The sequence below is a fragment of the Bacteroides sp. AN502(2024) genome (assembly GCF_041227145.1).
Taxonomy (GTDB): Bacteria; Bacteroidota; Bacteroidia; order Bacteroidales; family Bacteroidaceae; genus Bacteroides.
Map to the genome: position 1 here is coordinate 1,393,675 of NZ_JBGFSP010000003.1, position 23,631 is coordinate 1,417,305.

The window sequence follows — 23,631 nt, forward strand, 5'->3', positions numbered from 1 at the left end:
AGGTGTCAACCTAAATCCGTATAAGACATTTCAAGGCGCTAAACACTTTGTTCCAAGCCGCAAAAACACTTTGTTTCAAACTGCAATACTATAATAAACACGAAAAAGCTTGGCAGACCGGATAATAAAGCCTATCTTTATACACCTTTAATAAAAGGCATAAATAATAAACATTTTAACATGAAGATTACTTTGATGCGGGACAACAACGGCACATCAACCATGCGCACGTTGGACATAAACCTACAAATTGAAGCGATGAAGCATGAAACGAAAGCCCGACCGATAAGTAATCTACGGACAAGCATACGTTATGCCTCACCGGACAGTAAATTGGAAGCAGCTCAAAAACTGCCCAAAGTCATTCCTGCGGCTAACTTCCGCAAAACCCCGAATGGTACACAAATGACCGGATATAACGGCATTGTACAAATAGAAGTCAACCATCTGGCAAATCGGACGGAAGTAAACCGTATCAAACAAGAGGCATCGGAACTTACACAGACTTTCGCCGCCTTTATGGGTTCCAGCGGTCATTCCGTTAAAATATGGCTACGCTTCACGCGTCCGGACAAATCACTTCCTAAAGACCGGGAGGAAGCAGAAATATTCCAGGCTCACGCCTACAGAAAAGCCGTCAGCCTTTATCAACCGGCACTCTCCTACTCCATCGAACTAAAAAATCCGACATTGGAGCAATTCTGCCGGCAAACGTGTGATCCGGAACTTTACTATAATCCCGATTCCACCGTCATTTATATGCGTCAGCCACTGGAGATGCCATCGGATACAACCTACAAAGAGTCCGTACAGGCAGAAACCTCTCCTTTCAAACGACTGATTCCCGGTTATGACAGCTTCGAAACGTTATCCGCACTCTTCGAAGCGGCTCTGAACAAGGCTTACCATTCACTAAGCGAACTTCATCCCCACATACATCTACACTCCGATGAAGATCTCAAACCATTATTGGTCCGCCTGGCGGAAAACTGCTTTCAGGCAGGCATACCGGAAGAAGAAACAGCCCGTTGGGCAATCGCTCATTTCTATACTCCAAAGAAAGAATTTCTCATCCGGAAAACCATACAGAACGTATACACAGGAGCCAAGGGATTCGGACAAAAATTACCTTTATCAGCCGAACAGGAACTGGAATTCCGAATGGAAGAGTTTATGCAACGCCGATACGAATTTCGTTATAACACCATGACGACTGTTACGGAATTCCGCGAACGGAACACCTTTTGTTTTTGTTTCCGACCCATCAGCAACCGTATACGCAACAGTATCGCCATGAATGCACGCCTGGAAGGTCTCAACTTATGGGACCGGGACGTGCTTCGTTACCTCGATTCCGACCGCATCCCGATATTCAACCCTATCGAGGATTTTCTTTTCGGAATAGATGTCCGTTGGGACGGACGCGACCGGATTCGTGCACTGGCCTCTCGTGTTCCCTGCAACAACGCCCACTGGCCGGATCTGTTTTACCGTTGGTTTCTAAACATGGTGGCACATTGGCGTCACACGGATCGAAAGTATGCCAATTGTACGGTACCGCTACTTGTCGGTCCGCAAGCTTATCGAAAATCGACTTTCTGCCGGAATTTGTTGCCACCGGAACTACAGATATATTATACCGACCGAATCGATTTCAGTAATAAAAGGGATGCCGAGCTGGCTCTCAATCGTTTTGCACTCATCAACATGGATGAATTCGACCAAAACAGAGTGAGCCAACAGGCTTTTTTGAAACATATCCTGCAAAAGCCGGTGGTTAATATCCGTCGTCCTCACGCCACTGCCACACAAGAGATGCGCCGTTACGCTTCATTCATAGGAACAAGCAACCACAAAGACTTACTGACTGACACATCCGGAAGCCGACGCTACATTGTTGTCAATGTAACCGGTCCGATTGACTGTTCTCCAATCGATTACGAACAACTGTATGCACAAGCCATGCACGATATCTACAAGGGAGAACGCTACTGGTTCGACACTGAAGATGAGAAGGTTATGACCGAAGCCAATCAGGAATTTCAAGTGACCCCCATTGCGGAGCAGTTATTCCACCAGTTTTTCCGGGCTGCCAAAGAAGAGGACGAAGAATATGAGTCACTTCTTGCTATTGAGATACTGGAACAGGTGCAACACGACAGTAGAATTCATATATCCGATTGCAATATTATTCAGTTCGGAAGAATATTGCAAAAGAATCAAGTGCCTTCCACGCACACCAAACGCGGGAATGTTTATAAAGTGGTGCGGATCAAGCCGAAAAGAGCATAAATATACACCTCTCCGGCAGGTGATAGGTGACAGATACAGGTGATAGGTTAGGGATAACCTATCACCACTCCGTAAATACGATGAATAAAGAGTTTCAGAACGATGGTGATAGGTTGAAAGAGGAATTGACGAAATCAATAGGGAGAGAAAGAATCAGGCTTCCTCTACGATTTTCCAATTTCCAATGCTTCTTGTCGCACTATCAAAGTTAACGCCTATTTTCATCACTTTCCGATGATCCGGCTGATAAGGAATAGCATATCCCTTACTATTTATTTGTGCCAGTGCTTCCTCCGGAGTTCCATCTACCTTAAATTCAAAGACATAAATGGCATCTTGCATCTTTACTACTACGTCCGCCCGTCCGATTGCGCTCTTCACCTCCGCATCCACATACTGTCCCATCAAACGAAACAACAAATAGAAGATTGTCTGATAATGCTTTTCCTGCTTATTTTCCAAATCATTGGGAATCGAAGCAAAGAAAGATCTGATTCGTTCCAGACATTCGGTCAATCTGCCGGCACGCAAATCTTTAATAAAAGAAACGACATAAAATGTATTCTCACGGGCAGGTAGATGTACATAAGCAGGCATTAGAGATTCGATGAATCCTTTCCGCACTTCTTTGTTAGGATAAGCCAATGTGTAGAGTTGAAACTCCGGGTCATACCCTTTGATGGTAAGATAACCACTCTGATAAAGAACAGGAAGAGGATCGGTAATAACACTCGTTGGTGCATCAAACTGCTCTGCAGTAGCCGTTGCGCCATCCAACTCGCGAATGTCGAAATTACTCTGCTGCAATAGATTTATCAGGAAAGTAGGCGTCCCGGTAGAAAACCAGAAATTACCATAGCTCTTTTGAGCAAACGCATTAAACAAACTGAAAGGATTGTAAACATCTTCACTGTTTTTACTAAAATGATATCCGTCATATTGTTGTTTCAAATGCATACAGACCTCCTCATAAGTTTCATTATTAGCCTGTGCCATCATTTCAATATCAGTTCTCAATTGCGTATGTAATTCCCGTTCGGTTATACCACAGATAGCACTATAGTCGTCTCTCATGCTGATATTCTGCAAATTATTCAGTTCACTGAAAATACTCATCTGACTGAATTTACTGATACCCGTCATAAGCAGGAAACGAAGATATTCTCCTTGCGCTTTCAAAGGACTGAAGAATTTCCGCATCTCTTCACGAAGTTGATTTTGCAGTTCCGGCAAATGGTTACTGTCTAATAAAGGGGCATCGTATTCATCAATAAGCACAACTACCTGCAAACCGGTTTGCTGATATGCCCTCTCTATTATTCCGGAAAAACGAGCCGCATAACCTTCTTCTTCCGGGTCACTACCATAAATACGTTCCCATTCACGAAGTTGAAGATTCAAGCGTTCTTCCAAATCAGCCATGGCAGTGTATTTTGTCATACTGAAATCAAGGTGCAACACCGGATAAACATTCCACTCTTTCTCCAAACGTTCCATCGCCAACCCTTGAAACAACTCCTTCTTCCCCCGAAAATAAGCATCCAAAGTAGATACCAACAGACTTTTCCCGAAACGACGGGGCCGACTCAAGAAATAAACCTTATTGGTATTAGCCAAACGATAAATCAACTCCGTCTTATCTACATAGACGTTGTTATTATTGCGTAAGTCTTCAAAATTCTGTATCCCTATCGGGTATATTCTGAAAGTAGTATCCATAATGCCAGTCCTTATGAAATTGAAATGTAGACAAATATAGGCATTAAAATATAGACTTCAAACAGTACACACTGTTTTCTACACTTCATTCGGTTAAAAGCAATCGTGCTTATACTTTATTCTTTCTAAAAACAATGAAGTACCCGGGGAATTTATTACCTTTGTGTAGTTGATTTATAAAACCGGAGTATATGAGCACTAAAATTTACCCCATTGGCATACAGAATTTCGAAAAGATTCGTAATGACGGTTATTTCTATATTGATAAAACGGCATTGATGTATCAGATGGTCAAAACCGGTAGTTATTATTTCTTAAGCCGCCCACGCCGCTTCGGGAAGAGCCTGCTCATCTCTACTATGAAAGCCTATTTTCAAGGGAAAAAGGAACTGTTTGCAGGGCTGGCTGTAGAAAAGCTGGAAAAGGACTGGATTAAATATCCGATATTACATCTGGACCTTAATATCGAAAAATATGATGTACCGGAAAGTCTGGATAATATACTCGAAAAATCGTTGACTGCGTGGGAAAAGCTCTATGGTGCCGAGCCTTCCGAACGTTCATTTTCCCTGCGTTTTGCCGGCATCATAGAACGCGCCTGCAAACAGGCAGGGCAACGTGTAGTTATTTTGGTAGATGAATATGATAAGCCCATGTTACAAGCCATCGGCAACGAAGAGTTGCAAAAGCAATTCCGAGATACGTTAAAACCTTTCTATGGGGCACTCAAAACGATGGATGGCTATATAAAGTTTGCATTCCTGACCGGCGTTACAAAGTTCGGCAAAGTCAGTGTGTTTAGCGACTTGAATAATTTGGATGACATATCGATGCGAAAAGATTATGTTGAAATCTGCGGTGTCAGTATTCAGGAGCTTCATAAGAACTTAGATGGCGAACTACATGAGTTTGCAAAAACGCAAGGCTTATCGTATGACAAGCTCTGTGCAAAACTAGAAGAATATTATGACGGCTATCATTTTACACATAATTCTATCGGCATATATAATCCGTTTAGTCTACTTAATGCTTTCAAATATAAGGAATTCGGTAGTTATTGGTTTGAGACGGGTACACCTACCTATCTGGTGAAATTGCTGAAAAAGCATCATTATGATCTGGAACGTATGGCACACGAAGAAACCGATGCGCAAGTATTGAACAGCATCGACTCCGAATCGACCAACCCGATCCCGGTGATTTACCAAAGCGGATATCTCACTATCAAAGGGTACGATGAAGAGTTTGGGATATATCGCTTAGGTTTCCCAAATCGTGAAGTGGAAGAAGGATTTATTCGTTTTCTGCTTCCTTTTTATGCGAATGTGAATGGAATACCACACCAATAACGGACGCATAGACCTCGTCCTGCAGACAGACAAATTCATTTATATTATGGAATTCAAGCTAAACGGAACAGCAGAAGAGGCTTTGCAGCAAATTAACGACAAATGCTATGCGCTGCCTTTCAAAACGGATGGGCGAAAATTATTCAAGATAGGGATTAACTTCAGTGAGAAAACCCGTAATATTGAAAAATGGATAGTAGAATCCTGAAGTATAACCCTCCTTGAATATACCAGTGCCACGCATCCATTGACGATATCCTGAGCTATTATTAACGGAGATCTTATCCCAACCCCGGCCACGCTTTGGCTAAATAGGTAGCCTCGAGCACATTTTCTAAATTATCATTCAGACTCGGAAAGAAATCAATTCCTGTCTTTTCTTCCAGTTCATCTATGGATAATGCATAGTCAACAAGCTTTATTGGTTTTGACGGTTTATTGTCAGTATGTTCCATCCAAAAGGCAATCGCTTTGAAAGATTCTCCCTTTTTAAACAATAAAGCCATATAATAATATTTAGGAACAGGCTTGCTACGGTCACCACCTATATATTCTTTTATTTGTTCTTCCTTATCAATCGTTCCGCCTTTTACCACATATAAGGTATCTGAAGCTGTACAACTACGACCCCATGACTGCACTTGTCCTTCCAAATCCACCCAAATTCCTGTATTAAAATTGTTCCGTTGTGGACTCATATTCGTATAATAAAAGGTCTGGTCGTTGGCTTCTTGCTGATAAAGTCGGTCGGCAGAAGCGCAGAGGTGCCCTCTATCATAACCTTTTCTTCCAAAATCAGCTTGAATACGCTGATATTCCGTATCAAGAGAAGGGTCCGGAATAAATTCATTACCACGAGTTGCCCCATCATGCAGTCTAGTTTGATTATCGAATCTGAATGCAACCCAACGAGAGTGCTTCTTACTCTTATCGTATTCCATACTGAAAGAGGTTACTTTCTGTCCTTTGAAAGTAGTAGAGTGAGTTATTAATACATCGTTTGCACCATTGCGAAGAGCGGGGAGTTCTACAATGCCGGTGGCAAAATTACTGGAGTTATTGTTATTTTCGTCATCGCTATCGCAAGAGATACATACTAAAACATATAATACAACATTCAGCAGATATGCAAATTTATATTTCATCATATAACCATTATATCTATACTAAAAGCACAAAAAGGAAGCCTGTAAACAGGCCTCCTTTTATTACTCAAACTTAATTAATTATTCCATGGTATGAGAACCTAATCCAGATATATCATTCTTAGCTAAGACCTCCCACTCTTCTGTATTAAAGACCGTAGAAGGAGCTTTTACTGTAGCCTTTCTCCTAAAAGTCTTATCCTTTGCAAAATCTGCGACAGCTTGTCCCGGTGTTTCTGAAGATGCGCCAAAAAGATCTATTAGCTTTCCATTCTTAAATAACCCTACAGGGTCATTACCATTAAAATTGATAACATCATTATTAACAATAGCTTCTCCAGCATAAACAGTAGCCTGGCTGTTTTTATATATAATAACAGACTTGGAAGCGAGCGAACCACTTAAAGTAACTTCTTTAGTCCACGTCCCTTTACCATCTTGTTCCAGTTTTAACACATAAGAAGATAAATCGATTGATTGACTAGTTGGATTGTAAATTTCTATATATTTATTATAAGAAGAACCTTCTACATATTCAGAAATAAATAGTTCACCTGTACTTGGTTCCGGTTCAGTTCCACCACCTTCACCTGTACCATATTTCACATTGTCAATTTGGTATGTAGGCAAACTCTTATTTACACCTGTACTTACAACTATATATTGGAATCCAACAAACCCCACTTTACCATTATAACTGCTCAAATCAACATTGATATCTTTCACCCATGCAAAATTAGTTCCCGAAGTAGGAATCTGATTAACTGAGATTTCATTTCTAATAACCTTTCCATTAGCCTCCTTCTGTAAAAAGAAGACTTTCAGTGTCATACCTTCTTTCCAATTTGCTCCGGCACAGTCAAATGTAAATTTATTAGCCGAATTAACAGTAAAGGCAGGAGTGATAAACCATGCCTCCATTGTTACATCAGCAGCTACATTATAAGGGGTTGCTTTAATATATTTATCGCTTTTATAGGTTCCAGTTTGCCAAATATTAGTCGCTTGAATAGCCTTATTAATCCACCCGTCCAAACTATAATTCTGGTTCTGTGTTGTGATGTCTTCAAAGTTCGCTTCAAAAGTTGTTTTAGGGTTAGAAGCATCTAATCCAAACGGGTCATCACCAGCAGGAGCTTCAGTTCCGCCACCTTCGCCATACACAATGTCATCAATTCCATAAGTCTGTACCTCTTCACCTCGTGTTGCTATATACTGGAAACCGATAAAACCATTCTGTCCAGCATAAGTACTTAGAGCTACCTTTAAATCACCTGTCCATTGATACGCACCGGTAGTAGGAATATCAGTAACAGATATTTCATGACGTTCCATTTTACCATCTTTCATCTGCAAGAAGAATACCTTCAAAGACATTGTTTCAGAATACTTATTTACAGTAGCTTTAAAAGTAAATTGCTTTTCCGCACTAACAGTAAAGTAAGGAGTCACAAACCAATATTCTGCTGTCTCACCACTATTTACCCCATAAGTTGAAGCTGCCAAATATTTTTGAGAAGTAAAAATGCTTCCTTGCCATACTCTCGTTCCTTTTACGGCCTTGTTAATCCAACCGACTTTTGAATAATCTTTTTGATGTTCAACATCTGAAAAGTCGTTAGAAAAATCAGTCAACGGAGCTACTGAAGTATCCAATCCCAAAGGATTATTCGGGTCTAGTTCTTCTCCACCGCCTTGTTCTTCACCAATCCCCTTATTATTAAATACTGCTGCTGTCGTATTAATCAATGCTGCCTTACCAAAACCGGCATTCAACTCACCTTGAATCAATAAGACTCCTCCCTGATTTTCAGGATGGTCTTTCAGATTTAAAGCAGTAGACAGAGCACTTCCATTCTTTATTTTTACCGGCAAGCATTTGCTTTCATTAGTTTCATCAGGACTTTCAGCAATGAGCACATTAGATGTGATATTAAAAGGAGCAGTAAAGCTGGCTTTATTGCCTGCAAATTCTCCTTTATCATCATATACATTTTCTATAGCACCCACAATATATCCTTGCACCCAAGCAATAGAACCGTCTTGTTTTTTCTGCGCTGCTTCAATATTATATGGATTCTCTTTTGTACCATCACCCGTCAATCCCGGGACATCACCTTCTCCCAATATATCGTAAGGAGCCGGTACATCACTACATGAACTAAATGTAAACACCGCAAGCAGTGTCAAGAATAAAGCATTTAGAATCTTTTTCATAATTATATGTGTTTATTGAATTAATTATTTCGTTTGATATCGTTCAAAGTGCGGACAATAACCTCCCACTGATTATTGTAACGCAACAGAATACCTGTAATATTTACACTGCCTTGCGGCATCACTTCCAACGAGAAGTTTGCATAAGCACTAGTATAAAGGAATAAGCTACTTCCACTCTGTGTACCGTCGGCATACGTAAAATAACGTTTCACAGAACCTTCATCTCCCGGAGCGTAAGTAGCTGTTCCATCCGCTTCGGAAAGTTTCACATTTTTGAAAGTAACCAATACCGGAGCTTCTTTCAAGTCTATAGCTTTAAGATCGGCAGGAGTGGAAATCTCAATCGGTGTCAGTTCCGGATAGTATAATTTAGGTTCATTAATCAAACGTACATGTTGCTTCCAGACATACTCAGGCATACGGCCTACAGAATTATTATAAACTGTTCCAATCTGTGCCTGTTTACGATAGCTACCTATCTGCAAACCTTTACAGTCGATTACCACTTTCTGTCCTACCGGGCAGAAGGCATACAATCCGGTTGCATTGACACCGATAACGATAGCACCCGTTTCGTCTGCGACCACCAGCTTCTTGTACAGGTTTCCACTTTCGTCATCGCAAGTGATCACTCCTTCAATACGCGTTTCCTCTTCGATAGTCGTATAAGTGTCTTTATCTGTATCAATAAAGTCATTGTATTTCTCTTTCAATGCAGCGATTGAAATCGTGCGCCCTTCCGGAATCGAATTATTGCCATACGCATTTCCCGTCACCGGATCATCATAGTTCTCACAGGAAGTGAGCCCTGCGCCACATAGCAGCAATCCGGCACATAATATAGATAGTAATTTCTTCATAATTGTTTCTTCCTTTCTTATTGTTTTGGATTGATAACTACACATTCTTAAAATCTATAGCCAATGTTCAAGAAAGCATTGAACGGGAATGCGTAGAAATACTTAGAGTTTTTGGAAAACTTGTAAATACGTGCGTCACCGTCTTTGTAATTGTCATCACGGTTCTGCTCGAAACCGCCTGTACGCAAATCTGTATTGTTCAATATATTAGTCAGACTCAAGTTAAGACTAATGCTCTTTCCATTGCGCAAACGGATATATTTTCCAATAGAAGCATCCAACATAAATCCGCCATCCAGTTTCTCCTGACCCGGTATATTGAGAACCGGATTTCCATTAGCATCCACACCGGCACCGCTTTTATCCAAGACACTGCCCAGACGACGATAGCTTGAGAAATCGATATATACACGATCATAATAGTTTCCGGTCAAATTGAAGAACCAGCCATTTACGTTATAATCCAAAGCAAGGCTATAAGCAGAGAGCGGAGTGCCATTCGCACGCATACCTTCAGTATAAACACGGTCGTTCTTTGATTCGTTCTCACTTTCATACGTCATTACAGCATCCGGATTATTGATATACTTAGCCTCGCTCCAAGTACCGATAGCTGTCAATGAAAGTTCACTTGTCAGTTTAAAAGTAGCCGCAGCCTCTATTCCCCAATGTTCCTTTTCAATGCCGTTCATTGACAGATAAGTGAAACGTGCTTCGCTATCATTATAGAAAGCATCCATCTCTACCTGATTCTGGAAACGAGTATAGTAACCTGTCAGACGTCCCATCACCCATGAAGCATTGAAGTTGTAAGTCAAATCACCGCCAATGATACGCTCGGTTTTCAGGTCTCTCACAAAGTCATTCTTAATACGCGGAGCGATAAATGAGTTATAAGCCAACGGTGCACGTTCTTCATATCCGGCGTTCAGTGTAAAAGAATGGTTACCATTAATCGCCCAATTCAAACCGGCTTTTACACCTCCTTCGAGGAACTTCGCCGTACCGCTGCTACCAAGTGATTTCAACGGAGCACGTCCGTTTCTCATCAATCCGTCACGAAACATTTGTGTAGATCCGATCTTACCGGAAACAAAATAATTTAATGATCTGCCATTATTACCCTGATAACGTACCCATGCGCTCTGCTTATTCACATAGATATTATAGTCATAGCCGAATTTATCACCCTCACCGATACGACGGTTAGGATTATCAAGGTCATTCTGCACCATGCCGGAGCTAGCTCCATGGTCACGTACAGCAAACTTATCGACATCCGTATAAAGCTGTCCGCCCAGCAAGTCTTTCATTTTTTTGTAATGCATACCTTTCGTTGTATTCACGGCAATCCCTGCAACGTAACTATTACGTTCATTCCATTGATGATTGAATACAGAACTCAAGTTGAAAGCCAACTGATCTTCATGACGCTCTTCCACATAATAAAGTGTCTCTTTGCCTAATGCATTTGCCTGTTTATTGGCAAAATAAAGAGCATCCCAATCTAACTGACGATAAGCTTTATTGTTCTTCCAATTATTGGTCACCTCATTAAACTGCTGCAGCTCATCGGCAGTAGGAACAGATTCCCACACGTCGAAGATGGAGCTGGGCAACTTTTTATAATAATCCGGGCGCGGATCGGCTGCGTTACCATTCCAACCCAAAGCACTTTTGCCATAATTGGAATATTTGAATCCGGCACTCGTCACTAACTTCTTATTATCATCAATGGTGAAATTCCATGAAGCAATAGCCGATGGCTCGAACTGACGTACAATACGTGCATTTCGTTTTTCTCCATTCTGATATCCCCAGTTCGGATTATAATAATGACTGTTTGCTAAATAATAAGCTTCTTCGGTTGCCGCCATTTGCTGCCCTCTCTCTGTCGGTGTTCCCCAAGTTGCCAAAGAGAGACTATGACGATCGTTGAACACTTTCTCAGCACCGAGGAAATAAGATAGAGAGTTGTACTTGATGCCTTCAATATTTCCCTCGTTACCCCAACGATATCCCAATGAACCGGTAAATGCCCATCCATTATTCATCAGACCTGTAGAATAAGTATATATTCCACGCAAGATATAGTTGCGGTTACTACCTGATAAAGTTAGTTTTGAACCGGCCGCATATTGGCTGGCACGTAAATTGATATTGGAAGCTCCCCCTATAGCTCCGAAAGTAAAGTTGTTAATTTCGAAAGGACCGATCCCTTCCTTATTACGGGTAACATCGTTTAATCCTCCTATTAATCCGTAACTGAACCGTCCTGTTTCTGCATCATTAAACTGCACCCCATTGATATACATGTCACTATACTGGGAATCATATCCCCTCACACGAAATCTCATTGGGCTAAACAGATAACCTACATTTGACAGATAAACATCATTGTTAGAGGTGACCAATGCAGATGTGCTCTGTGCTGCATCATCATCCTCATTCAATTGTGATTCTGTAAACATGAAAGAAGCATTGTCCTCACGAGCGTTTTGCTTTGCTTTTTGCTGTGCAAAAAGTGCTGGCATTAAGCAAATTAGCACGATCGATAACCCTAGTCGTTGTTTCATAATTTAATTTATATTAATGTTAATTGGTCTTTCTAGTTGCAACACAAATGAAATAAGTTTCTATGCAAAATAACAAAGAATTTTATGAATAACAATGTTTCTTACAAAAAAAGTAGCTAGTAAAGGTGATTTTTCCGTTTTCTTTTTAGATATTTGTCATACAAATGACAAATTATCCACTTTTAAAATCAATTTTAAAGATGAAAAAAAGCTTAATGACTTTAGGTGTACTCGCTCTTTTCGTCCTCATGGCCTACGGACAGGAAAAGAAATTTGCCCTCTACAGTGTAGCGTTCTACAATATGGAGAATTTGTTTGATACCATTCACGATGAAGGTAAGAATGACTACGAGTATCTTCCTAACGGTACTAATCAATGGAATACGATGAAGTATAAGGCTAAGCTGAAAAACATGTCGGAAATATTGAGTATGTTAAGTACCGACAAGTTGCCAATGGGGCCTGCCATTATCGGCGTTTCCGAAATCGAAAATTACAAAGTATTGGAAGACATACTGAAACAACCTGCTTTAGCGGACAGAGGTTACCGGTATGTTCACCACGAAGGAGAAGACAAACGGGGTGTGGACTGTGCTTTTTTCTATAACCCCAAACTGTTTGAACTGACAAATAGCAAGCTCGTACCTTATGTATATATCAATGACACAGTACATAAGACGCGCGGCTTCCTAATTGCCAGCGGTAATATGGCAGGAGAGAAGATGCACTTTATCGTCAATCACTGGCCTTCGAGAGCTGCTGCTTCTCCGGCACGTGAACGTGCGGGAGAGCAGGTTAGAGCTATCAAAGACTCACTATTAAGAGAAGACTCCACGGCCAAAATTGTGATCATGGGGGATATGAACGATGATCCGATGAATAAAAGTATGGCTGTATCACTTGGGGCTAAACGGAAGCCTGCTGATGTAGAATCCACAGACTTGTACAATCCTTGGTGGGATACGTTGAAGAAAGGATACGGAACTCTGATGTACAAAGGTAAATGGAATTTGTTCGATCAAATCGTATTTACCGGAAATCTATTAGGCACTGACCGCAACACACTGAAGTTCTACAAACATGAAATCTTCCGCCGCGATTTTATGTTCCAAAAAGAAGGGAAATACAAAGGATATCCTAAACGGACGCAAGCAGGCGGTGTATGGCTAAACGGATATAGCGACCACTTGCCTACTATTATTTATCTAATTAAAGAAGTGAAATGACAAAAGCATTATTTAAACTATTCATCCTGTTCATAACTTGTAGCACAGTAATCTCATGTAGTGAACAGGATCGTCCCGAAATCCCCAATAACCCGGGCAATACGAATCAAGGAATCGCCTCTATTGACCAAACGCAAATCAATGGAAACGGAGGCGGATTTATCATTCGCGTAAAAGCCGATGGTGCATGGCAGGCTTCAAGCAGTGAGACTTGGTGTACATTGAGCAGAACATCCGGCAATGGAAACGGTTCTATCAGCGGATACATAAAAGCAAATACCGGAGCTGAACGAAGTGTCATTATTACAATCATAGCGGGAAAAGAAAAAGCAGAGTTTACACTCAAACAATTAGCCGGCAATGGCTCGAATCCTGATCCTGCTCCAGAACCGGATCCCGAAAAGCCTTCGGGATATGCAGGAAGAATCGAAATTCCTAAACTGAAAGGTGGAAGCATGAACATTTTTCATACCTGGACAACTACAGAGAATGGAAAAAAGACTGTCACTTACAGTTATGAATACGATTGTACGAAAAAACATGTACGTTGGGTAGCATTGACTTTTGACAATGTGACTTCTCAAAAGAATGTGGATCGTAAAGACGATTATAAACCAGATACTAATATTCCGGCACAATACAGGACTGACAAAAAAGACTACTACTCACCGTATAATAGAGGACACATGGTAGCTTCAAGTGACAGATTATATAGCCGTGAAGCAAATAGTCAGACATTCTATTATTCTAATATCAGTCCGCAACTAATAACCGGATTCAACCAAGGTGGAAGTACTTGGGATGCGATAGAGAACAAAGTACAGGAGTGGGCAAAGGTATCAAATCCTCAAGATACAACTTACATTGTGAAAGGAACATCCATAGATTATGCGATACTGGAAACAAGTACGTATGGCGTCAAGATACCTAAATATTACTTCAGTACAATCTTATCTTACAAGAATGGACAGTACAAAGCTATTGGATTTTATATAGAGCACAAAAGCGACAAATCAAAAAATATTAAAGCATGTGCAAAATCTATCGATGAGTTAGAATCCATAACCGGGCTTGATTTCTATCATAATCTACCTGATGAGATCGAGACAACAGTAGAGACAAATTACAAAGAGAGCGACTGGTCTTGGTAAAAAGATACATTCGCTATAAATATTCAGGAAGAAGTATCAAAACACCTGAAAGTCTTTTTTCATAGCACAGATTTTGCAGATTTAGGATCTGCTCATCTGTGCTATTTGCATCTAAAAAAAGAACAGATTAATGGGGCAATTTACTTTTGACCTTACACACTGAGAAGTTTTCTTGCCAACCAATCAGAAACCATTCATTCTTCATCGTCCAACAAACATCTCCACACCGGCACCACCCGAATCGTCTTCTCTCCTTCTACGATGATCTCCTCTTCGTCTCTGGTAATAATACACCAATCATCCACTACCACATTTTCTGCCAGTTTCAGTAATGCGTTTACTTCTCGTTTTCGAGTCTCCGGATCTTTTAAACTATATGATACTTGTATTGCCTTATGCACTTCATCCAGATAAAAATCTATTTTCATCGAATATAGTCGATAGAAACAGTTGTATTTTATCGATTATATTCGATGAAACAACAATTCCTTAGAATTAGAGCCTATGAAAAATAGTTTATCACTTCATCTTTAAAGATAAAAGAACAGTAACAACACAAGATTACAAACAATTACCACCCCGAATCCTCCCAAAATCCAAGGACGGAGTTTACTCCCCTTCCCCGCAAAGAATAAAGCATAGAACATATTAACCAGTATATTGCTGATGATAGCCTGCATACTACAAACCGTAATTATCAAGGCTGCCACACTGCCTGTATTTTGCAACAAGTTTAATATGAAAGGAGTGATGTCACTAAAACCGGATACAAAAGACAGAAGATTCAACCCACCTGTACCTGCATAAACGAGTGTATAATGAGTTAAGAAAGTAAATATCACAAAGAGCACGGCAAAGATCAAAGCAACTTTAAATTCCAACGGGTTACTGCTGTCATCCTCTTCCGATGCTATGGGCTGGCCTTCCGGACGCTTTTGCCGGGAGTGAATAAACCAGGCTACCATAACTGCCACCACTGCCATCGTCAACAGATACGGATAGATAGACAAGAAAATGTCCCTACTGAAAATAAATATCAGTATCATAAAACGTAAAAACATCATACTGACAGCCAACAACATGGCAGCAACATAATCAGTGGCTTCCTGTTCAGAGGCTTTCCGGCTTTTACGAGCAAGCACCGAGATAGTAGCCGTACTGCTATATAATCCGCCAATAATACCGGAGACTAACGTACCGGATTCATGAAATACATATCGCTTTAATAAATAAGAGAGATAAGAAATACCGGATACAACTACCGTTGCCAACCAGATAGAATAAGGAGTCAGGTTAATATCCGGAATCAGATTCTTATGTGGAAGCATCGGCAATATAATACCACTGATAGCCAAGAACTTTGCCAACGTAATCATTTCATCATTCTTCATTCGTTGCGCAAATTCCGTAAAAGTATGTTTGAGTTCGGTCAGCAGAAGTACTGTCACAACCACCATGACATAGAACCAAGAAGGCTGTGTAGCTACAATAGGAGCCATGCAGTAAGTAATCAGAGCAATAATAATAGTAGTTACGCCAAAGACATGAAATTGTGATTGCTTTACATAATAGTTTAATCCCAACAACAATCCCAGCACCGCTCCGCCTCCCATAAACAGACGCATATCCGTAGGGTCTAAAATATAAAGCAAGTAACCCAGTATGCCAATAAAGGTAAACGTACGGTCGGTTCCGAAAAGAGTCGTTTCCCCCTCACGCTTTAAACTAATCCGACGCTGTGAAAGTCCGATTAGTAAAGAAAATAAGGTTACTAAGACAAAAGTAACCAATTCACGCGGCACATAACCGTACAACTGTTCCATATCCATATACTGCTCTCCTTTTTATATAAGAACAAATATACGGTTTATTTGTTAACGCTCACCACGTTTTATACGGCTTTTTCATCAGTTGCGAGTTATAATAACGTATATCACCCGTTACCTCCTCACCGATAAAGTGCGGCTTCACAAAAGCTTCATCCTCTGATTCCAGCTCTACCTCCGCCACTATAAGTCCTTCATTCTCACCATAAAACTCATCAACTTCAAAGACATGCCTGCCACTACGCACCAAGTAACGGATCTTGTCAATGATTCCCGGTTCACAAAGTTTCATCAATTCTTCCGCTTCCGATAAGGGCAGTTCCTTTTCCCATTCATAGCGGCTGGTACCGGAAGCATTAGAGGCTCCCTTTATTGTCAGATAACCTTTATCATCCCGTATACGAACCCGAACAGTACGCCCGCGAGCACTGCTGATATACCCCTGCACAATGTGACTTTGCGCAAAAGCCGAAGATTTGAATTCACCGATAACTAAAAATTTACGTTCTATCTCTTGTGCCATGCCACCCAAGTGATTAAGTACCTACCAAACGGAACATTACCAAACAAAAAGTTCACCACAGATTACGCAGATTAACACAGACCGGCTTCGATATTCATCCTATTCATAGCCAAACAATCTAAGTTAATCGTGTAATTTGTGGTGAACTTATCAGCCGAAAAAGGAGAATGCAATCAACATTATCAGTGCCAAAATAATTAATGAGACGAACACTATTTTGACTACCTTCTGGGCTTGCTCTTCCTCTTTCTTACTAATCGCTACTTTTTTCTTACCCTTACCCATAATAGTTAGCTTTAAAGTTCAACGCAAACAAAGTAAAGACAAATCTTCTAACTTTCCAAAAATAACACTTGCTAATTTTATTTTTTATGCTTCCTGTGAAGAGAACTCCATTAGATAAGCTTTGATAAAACCATCAATTTTGCCATCCATCACACCGTTCACATCGGAAGTCTGGTAGTTGGTACGGTGATCTTTCACACGACGGTCATCAAAAACATAACTTCGAATCTGGGAGCCCCATTCGATTTTCTTCTTACCGGCTTCCACTTTCGCCTGTTCTGCCATCCGATGCTGCAATTCCTTATCATATAAGATAGAACGTAATTGACGCATCGCATTCTCACGGTTCTTCGGTTGGTCACGGGTTTCGGTATTCTCGATCAGAATCTCCTCTTCCTCACCGGTATAAGGGTCTTTGTACTGATAGCGCAAACGGACACCGGATTCCACCTTGTTTACATTCTGTCCACCGGCGCCACCACTTCGGAAAGTATCCCAAGAGATACGGGCAGGCTCGATGTTTACTTCGATACTATCATCTACCAACGGAGTAACAAACACGGAAGCAAAAGAAGTCATACGTTTACCCTGTGCATTATACGGAGAAACGCGGACCAAGCGGTGCACACCGTTCTCTCCCTTCAGATAGCCATAAGCAAAATCACCCTCCATATTAATAGTGCAGGTCTTGATTCCGGCTTCGTCACCTTCCTGAAGATTGGCAATGGTAGCCTTATAACCGTTCGTCTCGGCATAGCGCAGATACATACGCATCAGCATGGAGGCCCAGTCCTGACTTTCCGTACCACCGGCACCTGAATTGATTTTCAGCACACAATCCATCTGGTCGGCTTCATTACGAAGCATATTCTTGAGTTCGAGCGCCTCCACCGCTTCACTGGCTTTTGCATAAGCAACGTCCACATCCTCCTCGGTCACCAGCTCTTCTTTGTAGAAATCAAATGCCAGTTCAAGTTCATCCGTCAGCGTTTTGAGTTCGTTGTAACCTTCAATCCACTTTTGCAGGTCTTTCACCAGTTTCATTTGAGCTTCAGCCCTCTTCTGATCATCCCAGAATCCCGGAGCTTGTGTTCTTAATTGCTCCTCTTCAACTTGAATTTTCTTCCCGTCGATGTCAAAGATACCTCCTCAGCGCATCAGTGCGCTCTTTCACGTCTTTAAGTTGTTCAATAGTAATCATTTGATTTACATTTTATTATTTACAATCTTTCTGTTTCAACGGCAAAGTTACAAAAAGTTAGCTATTCTTCGTACATCTTCTCAATCTGTTCACTATAATTTTTAGCAACAACCGACCGTTTCAGTTTCAGTGTATTAGTCAGTTCTCCCCGTTCCATGCTAAACGGTTCGGGAAGTAAAGTGAAACGTTTAATTTGCTCATAGTGCGCAAACTGCTGTTGAAGTGTATCTATCCGTGCACGGAACAAGCCTATAATCTTCGGATGCAACAACAGATCAGTCATCGTTTTATATTCAATGCCTTTCTCTTTTGCATACTCTTTCACGTATCCATATACAGGAACGATCAAAGCAGAAACAAATTTACGCTGATCGGCAATAATAGCAATCTGATCGATGTAACGATCAATGACCAGTTTCGCTTCCAAAGCTTGCGGAGCAATATACTTGCCGTTCGATGTTTTAAACAAGTCTTTAATGCGTTCCATCAGGAAAAGCTGTCCGTTTTTTAAATAACCGGCATCACCCGTATGGAACCAGCCATCCGGCTCAATAGCAGCCGCTGTAGCTTCCGCCTTCTTATAATACCCTTTTGTAATCGTCTTACCCCGAAGCAGAATTTCATTGTCTTCCCCGATCTTCACCTCAACTCCCGGCAATACAACGCCCACCGAACCGATATCATAGCCAATGGGTAATGTACAAGATACAGTAGCCGTAGACTCTGTCAATCCATATCCGACCACCATGTTAATTCCTACCGAATGAACAAATTCATTGATTTCATCGGGTACAGCAGCACCGGCAGTCGGGAAAAAGTTACCATTCTCAATACCGATTGTTTTTTTCAGCAGAGAATAGATCGTCTTTTCGTAGAATTTATATTTCAATTGATTCATCACCGGAGGAGTCTTTCCCAGACGCAGATAATCCAGATTATGGATCCTGCCTACCCGGATAGCATCCAGCATCAGTGCTTTCTTCAATCCTGTTGCTTCGTTTATTTTTTCCTGTACGCCTGCATACACTTTCTCCCAAAAACGGGGAACACTACACATCAGTGTCGGACGAATTTCCTTAATCGTTGTCTGAATATCCGCCGAACGGAGATTGATACAGATCTGCACACCTTTGTGGATACATAGATAACACCATGCCTTCTCAAATACATGTGTCAACGGAAGGAAGTTCATAGACACATCCTTATCCGACATGGTTGTCAAACGGTCATCATGTACACGAAACTGCTCCAGATAACAGGAATGATGAAGCATTACTCCTTTCGGTTCCCCCGTTGTGCCGGAAGTATAGAGGATATTTGCTAAGTCATCATAAGAAGCACGTCCCGTACGCTCTTCCACCGTATCATTATGCGGCAATCCCTCTCCCATCGCCATAAATTCATCAAAATAGATAGAAGATACATCACGAGGATCTTTCACCACCGAACGGTCAAAAATAATCAGCTGCTGCAGGGAAGCACAGAAGCCGAAAATACTGAAAGCAGCATCATACTGATATTGTTCACCTACAAAAAGGTAACGAATCTGCGCATCATTGATGATATATTGCGCCTGAGCAGGCGAACTGGTTGCATAAAACGGAATAGTAACCACCCGATTGGCAAATGCACCAAAGTCGACATAGAACCATTCGGGTTTGTTCTGTGAAAATATACCGATATTCTCTTGTTCTTCCACTCCCAATGCCACGAAAGCATTAGCTGCCTGCCGTACGGTTCCGGAGAACTGCTTCCATGAAATAGGGACCCATTGAGCTGTTCTCATAGTCACGGTATTTTAACGCTACCCTGTCGCCATATTTTTCGGCCTGACGATGGACCAGGACAGATAAATGATGATAAGTCATACTCTTTAGATTAGTAAATATGGCACAAAGGTATTGGTTTTATTTGAAACTATTGCGCAAAAACGACTATCTTTGTGCAAAGATTAAGATATAGATAAAAGAATTGCACTATGAAATATGATATTCCGTATATGGCAACAGAGGCTGTAAGCTTGCTAAAATCAATAATCAGTATCCCCTCAATCAGCCGGGAAGAAACGCAGGCTGCGGATTTCCTGCAAAACTATATTGAAATGGCAGGCATACAGACCGGACGTAAAGGCAATAATGTATGGTGCTTTAGCCCTATGTTTGATTTGAAAAAGCCGACTATTTTACTTAATTCCCACATAGACACGGTGAAACCCGTTAATGGTTGGCGGAAAGACCCGTTCATCCCCCGCGAGGAAAACGGTAAACTGTACGGTTTGGGAAGCAATGATGCCGGAGCCAGCGTTGTTTCTTTATTACAGGTGTTTATGCAACTATGTCGAACTTCACAAAAATACAACCTGATTTATCTTGCTTCGTGCGAAGAAGAGGTTTCGGGCAAGGACGGAATTGAGAGTATATTGCCTGGACTTCCTCCTGTTTCATTCGCTATCGTAGGAGAACCGACGGAAATGCAACCTGCCATTGCCGAAAAGGGATTAATGGTATTGGACGTTACTGCCACAGGTATGGCGGGACACGCCGCACGCAACGAAGGAGACAATGCGATTTACAAGGTATTGGACGACATTGCCTGGTTCCGCGATTATCGTTTCGAGAAAGAATCACCGTTATTAGGACCTGTGAAGATGAGTGTCACTGTCATCAATGCCGGCACACAACACAATGTCGTTCCCGACAAATGTACGTTCGTTGTCGATATCCGAAGCAACGAACTTTACTCGAACGAAGAACTGTTTGCGGAAATCAAGAAACATATCTCCTGCGAAGCTCAAGCCCGTTCATTCCGCCTCAACTCTTCACGAATCGACGAGAAACATCCGTTTGTTCAAAAAGCTGTGAAGCTGGGACGTGTACCTTTCGGTTCTCCAACCTTGTCCGATCAGGCATTAATGTCCTTTCCATCGGTGAAAATAGGTCCAGGACGTTCGTCACGTTCACACACGGCAGAGGAATATATCATGCTGAAAGAGATAGAAGAGGCTATCGGAATCTATCTGGAATTATTGGACGAGGGTGTGTCATAATGCCTAAATATAAAGATTCACCCCTGCCACAGATAGCTATAGCAGGGGTAATTTCCTCAAAAAGGGGATTTTGACACACCCTCCGCCTCAGACTTAGAAATATACTTTCTTATTTTTCTTTGGAGTCACCAGATAATCCTTCACCTTTATATTAAAATATGATTTAGACTTTCCATCGTCATTAGAAGGCAACTGTTCTTTATCCTTTTCATGCGGCAACTCAATATTGTCCTAAATAAATTTTGAGCATGAGCTAACTGACTATACTGTTAAGTATAGCCTCGAGAGTTCAAAATCAATCCCCCCTAATCGTTTTCGATGGTTTCGGGAGGTGGTGTAAATGGTTGATCAAGCCATTTTTGGAGGTCGATTTTGGTAAATGTGTTCAGCCGGAGCGTGACCACAAGGTTAGCCAATGCCCATTTGTATCTTGCGATGTGCTTTAGCCATGTCAGAATCAGCATTGTAGTCATAGCAGTCCATATTTGGGTCTCTACGGCATTGCGGGATGTGCCGATAAAGCTCTTGATGCGTAGCAGTTGCTTGAGGTTGCGAAAGAAGATTTCTATGTTCCACCGAGCCTTGTACAGAGCCGCTATGCTTGATGCTGCCAATGTGAAGTTGTTTGTGAGTAACTCAATTTCAAAACCGTGTTCATCGTTCCATACTGCGATGCGACGTAAACGTTTGGGATATTTGGATTTGGCCGCCGAGAGTTCGAACTCGATTATTTCGTCAATAAGTACATTCTGAGCGTGTTTTTCAGGCAAAGGCAACTCCTCTATGGCTTTGTACCGGATATTGTCTTTATGACGCACTACAAAGAACACGTTGCTGCTGTCCCAATTATTCAGCAATGAGTAGTCACAGTAGCCTCGGTCGGCTACTACAATACTATACGGATGTAACTCAATATCAAAAGCAGCTTTGTTGTCGGTGGTTTTGCCATCGGTGATATTCACGAACTCCGGCAAAAGACTGTCATAGTCCAATAGCGTGTGCATCTTGACCGCCCCCTTGGTGGTAGTGTAATGTGCCCAGTCATATATTGACAGAGTCAATGACACCAATGTGGAGTCGAGCAGTTTTATCGGCATCTTGAAACGGAACTTTCTTCGTTGCCATAGGGCTTGCTGTCCGAAATACTGAAACAACGAGTAGAATATGCCGCGAAAAACCGAACTGTCTCGGTTGGCGTTCTGATATGCTACCGTTGACTTGGATGGTGCACGGTTGATTCCCAAATGATTGAGGTTGCCGGTGGCTGATTTCAGCCCGTTTGAGATATCTCTGACTGAATCACATCCTGAGAATTGGCTGAAAATCATGCTAACAAACTGACTCCATGTATTGTAGCCCTTGCAATGCTTGTCTGACCCCGAAGATTTTATGATTTTCCTGATATTTTCTTTCGGGAGATGTGATATTACCTGTGCGAAAAGTGTTATATTTGCCATAGGAAGTAGATGAGTTGGTAGCTTGCTACTAAGGTAGTCATTTTACCTTAGTTCTACTTCCTTTTTATTTGTTCCCCCCAATTTATTTAGGACAATATTGGCGGCAACTCAAGAATATCTATTTCTTTCACACGACAGTAGACATTCCGTGCTCGTGCACTCTTCCGGGAACTACCTCGATACTATCTTCCGGAAGCGCGTAAGCCTGCGCACACAATTTCCGGTCACGCTTCTTTCTTTGTTCAGCTTCTTTCTTTGCACGTTCTCCTCCAGCAGTTCTTCTATTCATCTGAGGTTTCAGTTCCTCGAACATTCCCGTTTGAAATTCCTGTACCAATAACGGCATTGCTTCACGCATCACACCTAATGTACTCTCTTTATATCTCTTGCCGACAGGAGAATCATAAAAATCAGCGACAGCCTTCAAGTCTTCCAAAGTCAAATGCTTCTGATAGACAGGCGCACATATTTCAATCACTCTGTTCTCTAATTTTTCTTTCCAGTTTTTAGTAAACTCTTTCCAATAAGCCTCATCTTTTTCCGGAGCATTAAGTTTCATTACGGAGAGCAATTTCGGAAAAAGATCGTCCGTAGTGCCCGAAGTGCCGGAAAGTTCCATAATCTTTTTCAACGCAGACTTATATTCATCTGTCACAGTCTTGTCTTGATTATCTTGTGCAGAAGTTGGTGAAATGAAAGTAAACAATACTATCACACACATGATTACTTTGGGAAGGAAAATGTTTTTCATAATT

The 23,631-nt window shown here is 41.4% G+C and carries 15 protein-coding genes and 2 pseudogenes; 5 read left to right on the forward strand and 12 right to left on the reverse strand.

Features of this window, described 5'->3' with window-relative positions:
• Positions 1-180: 180 nt before the first annotated feature.
• Positions 181-2,292, forward strand: coding sequence for a BT4734/BF3469 family protein (locus tag AB9N12_RS05445; RefSeq protein ID WP_369890360.1), 2,112 nt, complete (start codon positions 181-183; stop codon positions 2,290-2,292).
• Positions 2,293-2,445: 153 nt separating this feature from the next.
• On the opposite strand, the gene AB9N12_RS05450 is transcribed toward AB9N12_RS05445, so the two are convergent.
• Positions 2,446-4,011, reverse strand: coding sequence for an ATP-binding protein (locus tag AB9N12_RS05450; RefSeq protein ID WP_369890361.1), 1,566 nt, complete (start codon positions 4,009-4,011; stop codon positions 2,446-2,448).
• 191 nt (positions 4,012-4,202) lie between these two features.
• Here AB9N12_RS05450 and AB9N12_RS05455 point away from each other — a divergent pair.
• Positions 4,203-5,568: pseudogene (locus AB9N12_RS05455) on the forward strand (AAA family ATPase).
• Between the two features lie 73 nt (positions 5,569-5,641).
• On the opposite strand, the gene AB9N12_RS05460 reads toward AB9N12_RS05455, so the two are convergent.
• From AB9N12_RS05460 to AB9N12_RS05475, 4 genes are all read right to left on the reverse strand, one after another.
• Positions 5,642-6,505 carry a DNA/RNA non-specific endonuclease gene (locus tag AB9N12_RS05460; protein ID WP_369892812.1) on the reverse strand — a complete coding sequence of 288 codons (864 nt, stop codon included), beginning with the start codon at positions 6,503-6,505 and terminating at the stop codon, positions 5,642-5,644.
• Positions 6,506-6,586: 81 nt separating this feature from the next.
• Positions 6,587-8,722, reverse strand: a complete 2,136-nt coding sequence (locus AB9N12_RS05465; RefSeq protein WP_369890363.1) for a choice-of-anchor J domain-containing protein — start codon at positions 8,720-8,722, stop codon at positions 6,587-6,589.
• A gap of 20 nt (positions 8,723-8,742) precedes the next feature.
• Entirely contained in the window at positions 8,743-9,585 is an 843-nt protein-coding gene (locus tag AB9N12_RS05470; RefSeq protein ID WP_369890365.1) for a DUF5689 domain-containing protein, read from the reverse strand.
• A gap of 47 nt (positions 9,586-9,632) precedes the next feature.
• Positions 9,633-12,161 (reverse strand): TonB-dependent receptor, encoded by a 2,529-nt coding sequence (locus AB9N12_RS05475; RefSeq protein WP_369890367.1) that lies wholly within the window; start codon positions 12,159-12,161, stop codon positions 9,633-9,635.
• 200 nt (positions 12,162-12,361) lie between these two features.
• On the opposite strand from AB9N12_RS05475, the gene AB9N12_RS05480 reads away from it, so the two are divergent.
• Both AB9N12_RS05480 and AB9N12_RS05485 read left to right on the forward strand, forming a co-directional pair.
• A complete protein-coding gene (locus AB9N12_RS05480) occupies positions 12,362-13,387 on the forward strand; it encodes an endonuclease/exonuclease/phosphatase family protein (protein ID WP_369890369.1) in 1,026 nt (341 codons plus the stop codon).
• Positions 13,384-14,538 (forward strand): DNA/RNA non-specific endonuclease, encoded by a 1,155-nt coding sequence (locus tag AB9N12_RS05485; RefSeq protein ID WP_369890370.1) that lies wholly within the window; start codon positions 13,384-13,386, stop codon positions 14,536-14,538. Before AB9N12_RS05480 ends, AB9N12_RS05485 begins: the two co-directional genes overlap by 4 nt.
• A 194-nt stretch (positions 14,539-14,732) precedes the next feature.
• On the opposite strand, the gene AB9N12_RS05490 is transcribed toward AB9N12_RS05485, so the two are convergent.
• From AB9N12_RS05490 to AB9N12_RS05510, 5 genes and pseudogenes are all read right to left on the reverse strand, one after another.
• Complete coding sequence (locus AB9N12_RS05490; RefSeq protein WP_369890372.1) at positions 14,733-14,966, reverse strand: hypothetical protein; 234 nt, start codon at positions 14,964-14,966, stop codon at positions 14,733-14,735.
• Between the two features lie 102 nt (positions 14,967-15,068).
• Positions 15,069-16,361: an MgtC/SapB family protein gene (locus AB9N12_RS05495; protein ID WP_369892814.1), complete on the reverse strand. Its 1,293-nt coding sequence runs from the start codon at positions 16,359-16,361 to the stop codon at positions 15,069-15,071.
• Between the two features lie 58 nt (positions 16,362-16,419).
• A complete protein-coding gene (locus AB9N12_RS05500) occupies positions 16,420-16,887 on the reverse strand; it encodes a CYTH domain-containing protein (protein ID WP_369890374.1) in 468 nt (155 codons plus the stop codon).
• Positions 16,888-17,256: 369 nt separating this feature from the next.
• A protein-coding gene (prfB, locus tag AB9N12_RS05505; RefSeq protein ID WP_369890376.1) for a peptide chain release factor 2 occupies positions 17,257-18,373 on the reverse strand; the annotation gives its coding sequence in 2 pieces (ribosomal slippage) (positions 17,257-18,309 and positions 18,311-18,373; 1,116 coding nt in all).
• A 61-nt stretch (positions 18,374-18,434) separates the two neighbouring features.
• Positions 18,435-20,241 (reverse strand): annotated as a pseudogene (locus tag AB9N12_RS05510) (long-chain fatty acid--CoA ligase).
• Positions 20,242-20,351: 110 nt separating this feature from the next.
• Between AB9N12_RS05510 and AB9N12_RS05515 the strand changes: the two are divergent.
• Positions 20,352-21,419 carry a M20 family metallo-hydrolase gene (locus tag AB9N12_RS05515; protein ID WP_369890377.1) on the forward strand — a complete coding sequence of 356 codons (1,068 nt, stop codon included), beginning with the start codon at positions 20,352-20,354 and terminating at the stop codon, positions 21,417-21,419.
• A 305-nt stretch (positions 21,420-21,724) separates the two neighbouring features.
• On the opposite strand, the gene AB9N12_RS05520 is transcribed toward AB9N12_RS05515, so the two are convergent.
• On the reverse strand, positions 21,725-22,876 hold the full coding sequence (locus AB9N12_RS05520) for an IS4 family transposase (protein ID WP_369888970.1): 1,152 nt from the start codon (positions 22,874-22,876) through the stop codon (positions 21,725-21,727).
• Positions 22,877-23,003: 127 nt separating this feature from the next.
• Positions 23,004-23,627 carry a DUF2059 domain-containing protein gene (locus AB9N12_RS05525; protein WP_369890379.1) on the reverse strand — a complete coding sequence of 208 codons (624 nt, stop codon included), beginning with the start codon at positions 23,625-23,627 and terminating at the stop codon, positions 23,004-23,006.
• Between the last annotated feature and the right edge of the window lie 4 nt (positions 23,628-23,631).

Coding starts and splice junctions, on each gene's coding strand:
- AB9N12_RS05445 (WP_369890360.1), top strand. CDS start 181: ATGAAGATTACTTTGATGCGGGACAACAACGGCACATCAACCATGCGC.
- AB9N12_RS05450 (WP_369890361.1), bottom strand. CDS start 4,011: ATGGATACTACTTTCAGAATATACCCGATAGGGATACAGAATTTTGAA.
- AB9N12_RS05460 (WP_369892812.1), bottom strand. CDS start 6,505: ATGAAATATAAATTTGCATATCTGCTGAATGTTGTATTATATGTTTTA.
- AB9N12_RS05465 (WP_369890363.1), bottom strand. CDS start 8,722: ATGAAAAAGATTCTAAATGCTTTATTCTTGACACTGCTTGCGGTGTTT.
- AB9N12_RS05470 (WP_369890365.1), bottom strand. CDS start 9,585: ATGAAGAAATTACTATCTATATTATGTGCCGGATTGCTGCTATGTGGC.
- AB9N12_RS05475 (WP_369890367.1), bottom strand. CDS start 12,161: ATGAAACAACGACTAGGGTTATCGATCGTGCTAATTTGCTTAATGCCA.
- AB9N12_RS05480 (WP_369890369.1), top strand. CDS start 12,362: ATGAAAAAAAGCTTAATGACTTTAGGTGTACTCGCTCTTTTCGTCCTC.
- AB9N12_RS05485 (WP_369890370.1), top strand. CDS start 13,384: ATGACAAAAGCATTATTTAAACTATTCATCCTGTTCATAACTTGTAGC.
- AB9N12_RS05490 (WP_369890372.1), bottom strand. CDS start 14,966: ATGAAAATAGATTTTTATCTGGATGAAGTGCATAAGGCAATACAAGTA.
- AB9N12_RS05495 (WP_369892814.1), bottom strand. CDS start 16,361: ATGGAACAGTTGTACGGTTATGTGCCGCGTGAATTGGTTACTTTTGTC.
- AB9N12_RS05500 (WP_369890374.1), bottom strand. CDS start 16,887: ATGGCACAAGAGATAGAACGTAAATTTTTAGTTATCGGTGAATTCAAA.
- AB9N12_RS05515 (WP_369890377.1), top strand. CDS start 20,352: ATGAAATATGATATTCCGTATATGGCAACAGAGGCTGTAAGCTTGCTA.
- AB9N12_RS05520 (WP_369888970.1), bottom strand. CDS start 22,876: ATGGCAAATATAACACTTTTCGCACAGGTAATATCACATCTCCCGAAA.
- AB9N12_RS05525 (WP_369890379.1), bottom strand. CDS start 23,627: ATGAAAAACATTTTCCTTCCCAAAGTAATCATGTGTGTGATAGTATTG.